This is a genomic window from Escherichia sp. KS167_9B (assembly GCF_030295215.1).
Classification (GTDB): domain Bacteria; phylum Pseudomonadota; class Gammaproteobacteria; order Enterobacterales; family Enterobacteriaceae; genus Escherichia; species Escherichia coli_F.
This window is the reverse complement of record NZ_AP025754.1, coordinates 4,807,180-4,820,192: the sequence shown is the minus strand read 5'-3', so window position 1 is coordinate 4,820,192 and position 13,013 is coordinate 4,807,180. Positions and strand designations below refer to the sequence as shown.

Annotated in this window: 8 protein-coding genes and 1 pseudogene; 5 read left to right on the top strand and 4 right to left on the bottom strand. The window is 47.8% G+C overall.

The genetic code is table 11. The annotated features are described in order from the left end of the window. Positions 1-82: 82 nt before the first annotated feature. Both metF and QUE34_RS24050 read right to left on the bottom strand, forming a co-directional pair. On the bottom strand, positions 83-973 hold the full coding sequence (gene metF, locus QUE34_RS24055; RefSeq protein WP_000007523.1) for a methylenetetrahydrofolate reductase: 891 nt from the start codon (positions 971-973) through the stop codon (positions 83-85). A gap of 382 nt (positions 974-1,355) precedes the next feature. Continuing rightward, on the bottom strand, positions 1,356-2,909 hold the full coding sequence (locus tag QUE34_RS24050; protein WP_032304241.1) for a bifunctional metallophosphatase/5'-nucleotidase: 1,554 nt from the start codon (positions 2,907-2,909) through the stop codon (positions 1,356-1,358). A gap of 132 nt (positions 2,910-3,041) precedes the next feature. Between QUE34_RS24050 and QUE34_RS24045 the strand changes: the two genes are divergently transcribed. The 4 genes and pseudogenes from QUE34_RS24045 to QUE34_RS24030 form a co-directional block, all read left to right on the top strand. Then, complete coding sequence (locus QUE34_RS24045; protein ID WP_105268572.1) at positions 3,042-4,169, top strand: cytoplasmic protein; 1,128 nt, start codon at positions 3,042-3,044, stop codon at positions 4,167-4,169. Between the two features lie 232 nt (positions 4,170-4,401). Beyond that, positions 4,402-5,952, top strand: coding sequence for a bifunctional metallophosphatase/5'-nucleotidase (locus QUE34_RS24040; protein ID WP_032304238.1), 1,551 nt, complete (start codon positions 4,402-4,404; stop codon positions 5,950-5,952). 40 nt (positions 5,953-5,992) lie between these two features. Further along, a complete protein-coding gene (locus QUE34_RS24035) occupies positions 5,993-7,612 on the top strand; it encodes a bifunctional metallophosphatase/5'-nucleotidase (protein WP_032304237.1) in 1,620 nt (539 codons plus the stop codon). Between the two features lie 78 nt (positions 7,613-7,690). Further along, positions 7,691-8,536, top strand: a pseudogene (locus tag QUE34_RS24030) (nucleoside-specific channel-forming protein Tsx); the annotation flags it as partial. A 231-nt stretch (positions 8,537-8,767) separates the two neighbouring features. Here the strand turns inward: QUE34_RS24030 and metL are convergent. Then, positions 8,768-11,200, bottom strand: a complete 2,433-nt coding sequence (metL, locus tag QUE34_RS24025) for a bifunctional aspartate kinase/homoserine dehydrogenase II (RefSeq protein WP_032304236.1) — start codon at positions 11,198-11,200, stop codon at positions 8,768-8,770. 2 nt (positions 11,201-11,202) lie between these two features. Next, complete coding sequence (gene metB / locus QUE34_RS24020) at positions 11,203-12,363, bottom strand: cystathionine gamma-synthase (RefSeq protein ID WP_001353720.1); 1,161 nt, start codon at positions 12,361-12,363, stop codon at positions 11,203-11,205. A gap of 276 nt (positions 12,364-12,639) precedes the next feature. On the opposite strand from metB, the gene metJ reads away from it, so the two are divergent. Beyond that, on the top strand, positions 12,640-12,957 hold the full coding sequence (gene metJ, locus QUE34_RS24015; protein ID WP_000852812.1) for a met regulon transcriptional regulator MetJ: 318 nt from the start codon (positions 12,640-12,642) through the stop codon (positions 12,955-12,957). Positions 12,958-13,013: the final 56 nt, after the last annotated feature.

Here is a 13,013-nt window from a genome sequence, read left to right as displayed (position 1 = left end):
TTCCGCCCTCATTTCGAGGCAGCATTTTGTGCTCTGTTTAAAATTTGTGATCACAGTGTGATTTTCACAAAAGCCACACTATTTATAAACCAGGTCGAACACCCAGCGTATGGCAAATCGCGTAACTCATTTCAGCGCGGTTAAGCGTATAGAAGTGGAAATCTTTCACTCCTTCACGGCTTAAAATCTTCACCATATCCATGGCAATATTCGCGCCCACCAGTTTGCGGGTTTCGGCATCGTCATCCAGCCCGTCAAACATTTGCGCCATCCACGCCGGAATACGTACGTTGGTCATATCGGCAAATTTCTTCGCCTGTTTAAAGTTAGATACCGGCAAAATGCCCGGAATGATTTCCACATCAATGCCTGCCGAGACGCAGCGGTCACGAAAACGCAGGTAGCTTTCGACATCAAAGAAGAACTGAGTAATCGCGCGGTTGGCTCCGGCATCGACTTTGCGTTTCAGGTTGAGCAAATCCGCCTGAGCGCTTTTCGCTTCCGGATGTACTTCCGGATACGCTGCCACGGAGATATCGAAATCTGCCACTTCTTTTAACAGCGTCACCAGGTCAGAAGCATACATTTCCGGCTTACCGCTTCCCGGCGGCAGGTCGCCACGCAGCGCCACGATATGACGAATACCGTTATTCCAGTAGTCGCGTGCAATGGTGCGCAGCTCGTCGGGCGTCGCATCAATACAGGTCAGATGTGGTGCTGCTTCCAGACCAGTGCGATCTTTAATGCCTTTAATAATGCTGTGCGTACGGTCGCGCTCGCCGGAGTTCGCGCCATAGGTCACCGATACAAACTTCGGTTTCAGACTGCTAAGGCGATCGATGGAGTTCCACAGGGTCTGCTCCATTTCACTGGTACGCGGCGGGAAAAACTCGAACGAAACGTTAATCTGCCCCTGGACTTCTGCCAGACTCTGATTCAGGGCATCCCGCTGGCTGGCGTGAAAAAAGCTCATACCTTACCTCATCAATCGCTTGTAGTTATATGTTGTGTTGTGCACATCTATCCGTTTAGACGTCCAGATGTAAAGATGAAGGAAAAGCTGAAGGGCGTCAACCGAAAAATGACCAATGATGGTGAGGAAAAATCAGGGAAGATGAAAAAAACTCATCTTAATTAGAGGTAATAAAGAGATTTCTTTATAGCGCAATCAACCTCACTCGTTTTGACTGATATACAGGCAACACAACGGCACCTGTTCTCATTCGAAAAACAACGCCCTGCCACCAGATGGTGATGCTAAAGCATCTGATTCGGCCTGCGCTCTCGTGTAGGCCGAATACAGAATCTGCGAAATCAACTGGTAACAAACAGTAGAGTCAACTCAGTGCGTACTTTTATTTAATATCTTTCACGCGCATACCGTTGATCTGTTCATCCGTGATGGTGTTACCCGCTTTAAAGTAATCAACCACCGCGTGATAAACGTAATAACCGCCCGTCGTATTGCGCGCTTTACCCTCGGTAAACGCGGTAAAACCATCTCCACCATCAGCAAGGAAACTCTGAGTAGCAATGTGGTAAACCGTCGCATCTTCAATCGGTTTGCCATTCAGCGTCAGCGAGATAACCCGCTGACCAACCGGCTTGCTGCTGTCGTACTTCATTTCCAGGCCTTTCGATACCTGTAAAACGCCATTACTTAAACTTGCGCCGTGTTCCATCAAACCGCGTAATTGTTTACCCGTGAGTTCCATCGTCACCAGTTCGTTGGGGAACGGGAAGGTACTGATGACGCCACCCATCGTAATTGCACCCGCCGGGATCTCATTGCGAATCCCACCAGAGTTGGTTAACGCCAACTGGGTATTTTTACCCGCCGCTACCAGTAAAGCGTCCGCCGCCAGGTTCCCCAGGGATGCCGATTCACCATAGGCACGTTTTAATTCAACTGGCGATTGCGCCACCGTTTGCTGCACGACTTCATCCAGCTTTTTATTCCAACTATCAATCACCTGTTTTGTTTGCGCATCGGGCTTCCACTCGTCGGCGTAAAGGGTTTTAAGCTCGAAGTTTTTCACCGTAAAAGTGTGCGGTTTCTCTTTGTAGTCGAGAACCAGTTTACCCACATCAATCCCACCGCTGTCAGTGGAGAGGATGAGCGTATTGCCGACTTTAATCGGTTCCGGCGTACCCACATGTGCATGCCCGGTGATCAAAATATCCAGCCCTTTCACCTGACTTGCCGTCTGAATATCTTTATCCAGTGCGCGGCGCACATCTGTGCCCCCCATACTGGACTGGCGGGCCGGAACACCTTCGTGAATCAGCGCAACGGTCAAATCAACCTTGCCTTTGAGTTCATCGATATAACGTTGTAGCCATTTAATTTCATCACGCGCCTCAATACCCACTCGCGTTGCCGCAGATACCGTATCATTAAAGGCAAATACACCGTGCAAACCTATAACACCAATTTTCACGCCGTCTTTTTCAATAATGGTATATGGCTTATCCCAGAATGATTTACTGCTGTTCTGATAAAAAACATTACCCTGCACAATCGGGAATTGTGCCTGACTCAACTGTAATAACGTATTGTCCCAGCCGTGATCAAATTCATGATTACCTATAGTGGCCGCATCGAACGGCATGGTATTCATAATATCGATAATCGCCTTGCCTTTAGTCAGGCTGCTGATATACGGCCCGGTAAAATAGTCACCCGCATCAAAAAACCAGGTCGCTTTGTTTTTAGCTTTTTCTTGTTTAACAAGCGTAGTGATATTTGCCCAGCCGCCAATATCCCGTTTACCCTCAGCAATCCACGGCACTTTATAGGGCTCTACATGTGCGTGGAGGTCATTGGTATAAATAATGGTGACATCTTTGGCGCAGGCCCAAAACGGCAGTGTTAATGCGATACCCGCAGCAAGCATTTTAATTTTCATAAACAATCCCTTCCAGTGAGATAAAGGATTGCTACATTACGTTCTGAAAGGCTTTTTTATGTGAGAATACTCACATCCAGAGGCAATAACTGTAGGACAAAATCGACGACCTTATGAAATCGTTGGTGATATATGTCAAATCTGTTTGCGATTAATGTCTGTAAAACGTTCGGTTGTCGACATTTGGGATTGGCCTCATCGGAAGATTACAGTTGGCCAGACTATAAAATGGGTTTTCCGGCACTGCACTGCCAGGCATGCGGAAGTTACCCCCCTTTGTTTGATGAACAACAATTTCGTGACTGGTTGTCAGTTCACATGACTGCGTGTGCCATAGAAACAGGGCATTTTTGTCCATCATGCTATTGTAAAGAAAAGATTTTTTATGGCCACAACCCGCATGGAACACAACGCGTTCAATGCCGTTCATGCAAAAAAGTCTGGACTCCGAAACAGCAGCCAGCAAGAGAAATTACGTATCCCCAGTCCATTGAAACCGTTCAACTGTTCATGCCCTTTCAAGGAGCCAGCGCACTACAAAAGCTCTATGTTTTAGTCAGTCTTGACGCCACTCGTGGCAACATCCTTCATCTCTCCACGAATTATACGCAACATCAGACAGGAGACAGTCTGCGGTACAGTTACAGAGGCAATACAGAACCAACCGAGCACCATAGCGATATTGTGCAGAGGGTAGATATGCGTGAAGCGCAATTCTTGCGCCGGAGCCAGTTCGATGAAATTCAGTATGGCAGTGCTGTGCTCAAGCGCAATGGCAAGGGAGCCATACTACGCCCGGTTATCACGGCTCACGGGCATTTCAGAATACTGAAAATCCGCTTTCCACATGTCAAAACGCATATCATTTCACACGAATGTTTTCTGAGAGGCGCAATTATTACAGCCTGGGCAGATCAGTTCCGCCAACAACAAGGCGAACTTTGGTTCGTAGAAGAAGAAATCAGCGACCGTAACGCTGATATTCCCTGGCATTTTCAGGGAACGACATACCATGGTTGGTGGCAAAATCAGTGGCAACGCTGGGGGCAGGGGAATAACAGCAAGATGGTCTGCCTGCTCACAGGAGTCTCCTTAGAAAGGGGCGCAAATGTTTCTCTGGCAACCAGTCGTTGCTTTATCACATGGCTGACAGACCAACACGACTTTACCCAAAGCGCGTTATTATCCGCAGGTCGCGTAACGAAAATGCTGACCTCACTGGCGTTAAAATACAATGAATCGCTCACTCCATCTTGTTAGTCAATACACTCGACAAACGACCATAAATTAATGGGATCACTATTTCTCATTTAATTAAATATATGAATGTATGACTGAAAAATATAATCACAGTCAATGTTTAATTAATAACATTATTTGTTACTAAGATCACATAATACTTTCCTGACCTATGCTTACATAAAAATAAGACACGGAGTTCCTTTTATTTAAATAATTCAACCAATGTAACAACCCCTATCAAGGAGGGATGATGAGAACTGTATTTACGACTTTATCAGTCATATTCAGCGTGATGTTTTCTCACAGTATACTAGCTCAGGACGTTACTATTTATTATACGAATGATATTCACGCACATGTCAATCCGGCAAAAATTCCCGCTGTTGATAAGAACAGACTTGTAGGTGGTATGGCTAATATTGCAGGCATCGTTAATGAAGCGAAGAAAAAAAACAAAGATGTCTTTTTCTTTGATGCAGGCGACTATTTTACCGGTCCGTATATCAGTACCCTGACCAAAGGTGAAGCTATTATTGATATCATGAACACCATGCCCTTTGATGCGGTGTCCGTTGGTAATCACGAGTTCGATCACGGCGTGCCCAATATGGTATCTCAGTTATCAAAAGCAAAATTCCCCATTCTGCTGGGAAATATTTACTACACCGATACAAATAAACCAGTTTGGGATCATCCGTGGACTATTATCGAAAAAGATGGTTTAAAGATTGGTGTGATTGGATTGCATGGTGCATTCGCTTTCTATGATACAGTCGCGGCAAAAGCACGTGAAGGCGTAGAAGCCAGAGACGAAATTAAATATTTAAATAAAGCACTTGCAGAATTAAAAGGTAAAGTCGACATTACCGTTTTGCTAATTCACGAAGGTGTTCCGGCGCGTCAATCAAGCTTTGGTAGTAAAGATGTGGAGCGGCTACTACAGGCAGATATTGAGACAGCTAAAAAAGTGAATGGTGTTGATGTCTTAATTACCGGTCACGCACATGTCGGAACACCGCAACCAATAAAAGTTAATAACACATTAATTGTATCTACCGATGCATACGGCACCGACATCGGAAAACTTGTGCTTGATTACAATCCGAAAACGAAGAAAATTGATAGTTATAATGGTGAGTTAATCACCATCTTCGCAGATCAATTTAAACCTGACACCATCGTTCAAAATACTATCGATAAATGGAGTGCAAAGCTTAACAAAATAACACAGGAAGTTGTCGGCCATTCTCCCGTAGTTTTAACACGTGAGTATGGCAGTTCTTCTTCTACCGGTAACCTTATTCTTGATGCAATGATGGAAAAAACACCAGATGCCATTGCCGGATTTCAAAATAGCGGTGGGATGCGAGCTGATTTTCCTAAAGGTGATATCACGCTGGGAGATGTTATTAGCACATTCCCCTTTAATAATGACCTCATCGAGATGGATTTGACGGGCCGCGATCTCAAATCGTTGATGACGCATGCAACCAATCTAACTAACGGTGTGTTACAGGTTTCAAAAAGCGTTGCGGTTGTCTATGACAGCAAAAAACCACTGAACCAACGGTTAATCTCTTTCACCATTAACGGCAAACCCGTGGAAGATAATCAAACATATCGTATTGTCACGCACTCCTTTTGTGCCAGTGGTGGTGACGGTTTTGAAGCATTTTTGAATGGAAAAAATGTGAAGACGATACCGGGAACAACCTCGGCGGAATCTATCATCGATTATTTCAAAAATCATAAACCTGTCACCCCAGACTTAACTAAACGAGTAATGGACGTCGCCAAATAAAATATCATTTATCAGTCTATTTATTTAACAAGGAATGCGAATGAAAACAGTGCAGCGTACTTTACTTGCCGCAACATTGCTGACTATTTTTTCGGTCTCAGCCATGGCGCAGGATGTCACGATTATTTATACCAATGATCTTCACGCTCATGTGGATTCTTATAAAGTGCCGTATATCGCAGACGGAAAACGCGACATTGGCGGCTTTGCCAATATATCTACTTTAGTAAAACAAGAGAAAGCGAAAAATAAAGCCACCTTTTATTTTGATGCTGGAGACTATTTCACCGGCCCTTATATCAGCAGTCTGACAAAGGGCGAAGCAATAATTGACATTATGAATACCATGCCTTTTGACGCAGTATCAATCGGTAATCATGAGTTTGACCATGGCTGGGATAATGCCCTGCGACAATTAAGCAAAGCGAATTTTCCTGTTTTATTGGGCAATGTTTATCATAAAGAGAGTGAGAAACCCTTCTGGAACAAGCCCTACACCATCCTGGAAAAAGATGGCATCAAGATTGGTATTATTGGGCTACACGGCGTATTTGCATTTAATGATACGGTCTCGGAGCTCTCTCTCCAGGGACTCGATAATGACAATAATAACCGCTTTGATAAATCTTCCGAGACCCTTAAGAATCAGGGGATTGAAGCACGTGATGAAGTGAAGTATTTGCAGCATTATATCGACGAGTTACGTGATAAGGTTGACCTCACTGTGGCGCTGGTTCATGAAGGCGTTCCGGCGCGTCAGTCCAGCATTGGCAATACAGATGTTAGACGCGCTCTTGATAAAGATATTCAAACCGCTAGCAAGGTGAAAGGATTGGATATTCTGATTACCGGGCATGCCCACGTCGGAACGCCAGAGCCAATCAAAGTCGGCAACACCTTAATCCTTTCAACTGATAGTGGCGGTATCGATATTGGTAAATTAGTCCTTGATGTCAACCCTACAGCTCGTACCCATAAAATGAAGAGCTTTGAGCTGAAAACAGTTTATGCCGATGAATGGATACCCGATCCAACGACACAAAAAGTTATCAATGGCTGGAATAAAAAACTGGCGGATATTGTACGCCAACCAGTGGGTGAATCATCGATTGCATTAACTCGCGCCTATGGTGAGTCATCGCAACTAGGCAACCTGTTTACCGATGCAATGCTTGTCGCTGCTCCGACTGCACAGATTGCATTGATAAACTCCGGCAGCTTACGTGCGGATATAAATGCAGGCACGATTACCTTTGGCGACATTACCAGTACATTCCCCTTCAAGAATGAACTTACTGAAATGGATCTCAGCGGTAAGGATCTGCGTAACCTACTGGAACACGGGGCATCGCTTACCAATGGCATCCTGCAAATGTCAAAAGGCGCAGAAATGCGCTATACCCCGCAGAAACCAGTAGGTCAGCGCATAGTATCTTTTAAAATTAATGGTGAAGAGATCGTTGATACGAATATTTACCATGTTGCAACAACGACTTTCCTTGCACTGGGGGGCGATGGTTTTCTGGCATTCAAAGAAGGGAAAAATGTTCAGGTCCGCGCCGGAAATAACATGTCCGATGTCGTGATCGATTATTTGAAGAAAGGCCACAAGATTACGCCTGCACAGGTAAATGAAATGCGGGTGGACGTTAGCAAATAATAAAAAAATTATAATGCCATTCATTCACTGAATGGCATTATTTTTCTCTAAATCAACAATAAATAATGAGATATATTTATGTGTATAAAAAAGCACGGGATAGCTTTATCGATTCTATTAATACCTTGCATTGGAAACGCTCAGGAAATTAAAAGTGAGGAAGGCTGGTTACATCAAAGCTTGAATGTCATTGGTCGCACAGACTCTCGCTTTGGCCCAAGGCTGACTAACGACCTCTACCCTGAATATACTGTAGCAGGAAGAAAAGACTGGTTTGATTTTTATGGTTATGTTGATCTACCAAAATTCTTTGGCGTCGGCAGTCACTATGATGTTGGGATCTGGGATGAGGGCTCACCACTATTTACGGAAATAGAACCTCGGTTTTCCATTGACAAATTGACCGGATTAAATCTTGCGTTCGGCCCTTTTAAAGAATGGTTCATTGCAAACAACTATGTCTATGATATGGGTGACAACCAGTCATCCCGGCAAAGTACATGGTATATGGGGCTTGGTACAGATATCGACACGGGTCTACCAATTAAGCTTTCTGCCAATATATACGCCAAGTATCAGTGGCAAAACTATGGTGCCGCTAATGAAAATGAATGGGACGGATATCGATTCAAAATAAAATATAGCATTCCTCTTACCCATTTATTCGGAGGGCGATTGGTATACAATAGTTTTACTAACTTTGATTTTGGCTCCGATCTTGCGGACAAATCACACAATAATAAACGAACCAGTAATGCTATTGCTTCAAGCCATATCCTTTCCCTGCTATATGAACACTGGAAATTTGCATTTACACTACGTTATTTTCACAACGGTGGACAATGGAATGCTGGGGAGAAAGTTAACTTCGGAGATGGTCCATTTGAATTAAAAAACACAGGATGGGGAACCTATACTACTATTGGTTATCAATTTTAAATCAGGTGATGTTTTAGATATTTTTACTTAATGCCATTTTGTAATTGTCATAAATAACTTCACCATTCACACTGTGAATTCATCGCTCAACACAAAAGCCCCCTTATTACCGGGGCACTGACCAAAGGCAAAATGACAATCAATCACCACCTCCGCAGGAGGTGGTTTAGAGGTGACAACAAAAGCTGGCAACTGCCAGCTTTTGTTCAATAATCACTACAACAACTGCGCCAGACGGTTAATATCCGACTGAATCGCCCCAGCGGTGACGTCGCGCCCTGCACCTGGCCCGCGGATCACCAGCGGGTTGTCGCGATACCAGCGGCTTTCGATGGCAAAGACGTTATCGCACGGTAGTAGTGATGCCAGCGGATGGTCTTCACGCACCGCTTCCACGCCCACTCGCGCTTTGCCGTTGGCATCGAAACGCGCCACGTAGCGCAACACCAGCCCCATTTCACGGGCCGCTTCCAACCGTTGTACCATCTGCTCATTAAGTTCATCGCCATTTTCAAAGAAATGGTCGATGCTTCCACCTTCGCAATGGGTTGGCACCAGTGATTCAACACGCACCTGGTCCGGTTCAATGTTGTAACCCGCTTCACGCGCCAGAATCACCAGCTTGCGCATCACATCTTTGCCGGAGAGGTCATCACGCGGGTCAGGTTCAGTTAAGCCCTGCTGCCACGCCTGATCCACCAGCTCAGTAAACGGCACGCTACCGTCGAATTGCAGGAACAGCCAGGAGAGCGTGCCGGAGAAGATCCCGCTGATCGACAAAATAGTGTCGCCGCTGTCGATCAGATCGCGCACGGTATGGTTGATCGGCAAACCTGCGCCGACGGTGGCGTTGTATAGCCAGTGACGCCCGGTTTTTTCGAACGCGTCGTGGATCTGGCGATATTTATTGCTGTCGCTCGCTCCCGCCAGTTTGTTGGCACTGATGACGTGGAAACCGTGGCTGGCGAAATCGAGATACTGATCAGCAAGCTGCTGGCTGGCAGTAACGTCCAGCACAACTAAATCATCATACGGATGGGCACGCATCCACAGGAATAGCGACTCTTCATCCTGTTCGACGGCTTCATCATTAAAGAAGGCTAGCGCACGGCTGGCGTCCAGCCCGTCATAGCTCAACAGGCTGCGACGGCTGTCCACCACGCCTGCCAGCACAAATTCAAAGCCGGTGCGCGCCGAGAGCGTGCTCTGCTCACGGGCGAACAGTTCCAGCCAGCGGGAACCGATATTGCCCTTACCGAACAATACCAGGCCGATGCGTTTTTCTGCGCGGAAGACGGACTGATGCAGCCCCTGAATCAGGCTTTCGGTCGGGCCGGTGCGCAGTACTGCCACCAGGCTGATGCCGTCATCGGACTGCCAGGTAAACTCGACCGGCTGGCCTTTCAGTTGCTGCCAGAAGCGGTGGCAATGCAGCGGGTTACGGGTGACGCCCGCCCCAACCATCGCCACCAGCGCCAGCCCCTGACGCAGACGCAGTTCGCCGGGTAATCCTGCTTCGTCGAGGATTTTCAGCGCACTGTCGGCCACTTCCGAGGTGTAGCAAAATTGCAGCAACTGGCGATCGTTATGCACGCCAACTGCCAGTGGGCGCACCTGAGCACGTTTCAGGATTTGGTCGATCTCTTTATGCGCCAGTTTAAAATCCTGACTGGCGGGCACCTGAAACTCAATCAAACAGACATCATCGTGGCTGGTGACAATACGCGCGCCAGTACCTGAGGCCAGCACGCGTTCAATGCGCGTGGAACCTTGATCCGGCGTGTAGCTACAGCGCAGCTGCAGGTCGATTTCGCTGCCAGAAACTGGCTGTAAAGTACGGGCGTGAAGAACGGGGGCCGCCAGACGCGCCAGTTCGCTGGCTTCATCCAGACGCAGCAACGGCAGCAGGCAGGCGTCTTTCACTTTACGCGGGTCGGCGCTATATACCCCGGCGACATCGCTCCAGATGGTTACGCGGGAAACTCCCGCCAGCGCACCGATTTGTGTCGCGGAATAGTCGGAACCGTTACGCCCCAGCAGCACCGTTTCACCGGCGTTGTTGCGGCTGATAAATCCGGTCACCACCAGGCGTTTGCCCGGATGTTGCACCAGTAGTTGTTGCAGCAATGGGTACGAAAGGCCTTCATCAACCTGTGGTTGCGCGGCACGTTCAGCGCGTAAAAACTCGCGGGCATCAAGCCAGGCCGCAGGCAATCCTTGTTGATTAAGCACCGCAGACATTAAGCGTGCCGACCACACTTCCCCGTGGCCCACCACTTCTGCATACACCGCATCATTAATACCGCTGTCGAGCAGCGCCGCGAGGCGTTCCAGATCGCTGACAAAGGCGCTAATGAGGCTATCGGCTTCTTCGGCGGGTAGCAGGCCGCTAATCAGATCGCACTGATAGCGACGCAGCGTTTGTTGAACCTGATGCGCAGAGAGACGATCGGCCTGGCTTAGTTTCAACCAGTTAATCAACTGGTTAGTGGTGCTACCGGCGGCGGAAACCACCATCATATCGTCAGGCTGAGAGTACTCCGCCATAATGCCCGCGACACGCAAATAACACTTCACATCAGCCAGACTACTGCCACCAAATTTATGCAGTTGACGACCTTTCGCCCCTGCCTGCGCAATCACACTCATTTTTACCCCTTGTTTGCAGCCCGGAAGCCATTTTCCAGGTCGGCAATTAAATCTTCGCCATCTTCAATACCGGTGGAGATACGCAGCAGCGTCTCGGAGATCCCGGCGGCAGCACGCGCTTCTGGCGCCATGCCTGCATGTGTCATGGTTGCGGCGTGAGAGATTAAACTTTCCACTCCCCCTAATGATTCCGCCAGCGTAAACAACGACAACCCGCCCAGGAAACGACGCAGCGTCTGCTCATCGCCATCCAGTTCAAAACTCAACATTGCGCCAAAGCCTTTTTGCTGGCGCGCAGCAATTTCATGCCCCTGATTTTCCGGCAGCGACGGGTGATACAGTTTTTTCACTAACGGCTGGGTTTGCAGATATTTCACTATCGCCTGCGCGTTGCGCTGCGCCAGCTCCATACGCGGCACCAGCGTTCGCAAACCGCGCAGCAACAAATAACTGTCAAACGCGCCGCCCGTCACGCCAATATTGTTTGCCCACCAGGCCAGTTCGGTGACAACGTCCGGGTCTTTAGCAATCACCACGCCAGCCACTACATCTGAGTGACCGTTCAGATATTTCGTGCATGAATGCAACACCAGATCGGCACCTAATGCCAGTGGATTTTGTAATGCCGGGCTTAAGAAGGTGTTATCCACCACGCTCACCGCCCCGACTTCCCTTGCCAGATGGCAGATTTTCGCAATATCCACGACGCGTAACAATGGATTACTTGGGCTTTCTACCAGTACTAGTTTGGGTTTTTCTGCCAGTGCAGCCTGCAATGCCTGCTCATCTCCTTGATCAACAAACAGCACGCGATAACAGCCGCGTTTCGCCAGGCTGTCGAACAGGCGATAGCTGCCGCCGTAGCAGTCGTGCGGCGCAACCAGCAAATCGCCAGGTTTCAAAAAGACGGTCGTTACCAGGTGGATGGCAGACATGCCGGTATTAGTCAGCACTGCACCAGCACCGCCTTCCAGTTCAGCCAGCGCACGCTGAACCACATCGCGCGTTGGGTTTCCGCGACGCGAGTAATCATGCGCGCGCGGTTCATTAAATCCGGTAAAGTTATAGGTGCTGGAAAGATGGATGGGAGGGACAACGCAACCATACTGTTCGTCGTCATTTAACCCGCTACGCACTGCAATGGTGGCCTGTTTACGCGTCATGTGATGAAGTTCCCTGGGCTTGGTCGGTGAAATGTCAGGCACCAGAGTAAACATTGTGTTAATGGACGTCAATACATCTGGACATCTAAACTTCTTTGCGTATAGATTGAGCAAATCCCAAATAGCCGTTAAAATTATATGCATTATCACGCCGACAGGTGCATTACACGATGTCACGGTAACGCCTGTACGGTAAACTATGCGGGTTTACGGTCAGTACCCACATAAATTGTGTGGTCTGGTCTCAATTTATTGACGAAGAGGATTAAGTATCTCATGGCTGAATGGAGCGGCGAATATATCAGCCCATACGCTGAGCACGGCAAGAAGAGTGAACAAGTCAAAAAGATTACGGTTTCCATTCCTCTTAAGGTGTTAAAAATCCTCACCGATGAACGCACGCGTCGTCAGGTGAACAACCTGCGTCACGCTACCAACAGCGAGCTGCTGTGCGAAGCGTTTCTGCATGCCTTTACCGGGCAACCTCTGCCGGATGATGCCGATCTGCGTAAAGAGCGCAGCGACGAAATCCCGGAAGCGGCAAAAGAGATCATGCGTGAGATGGGGATTAACCCGGAAACGTGGGAATACTAAAGCGGAAAAGAGCGGCGCGGAGTTAACCAGCCGCTTTTTTCATACATGGACGTTTA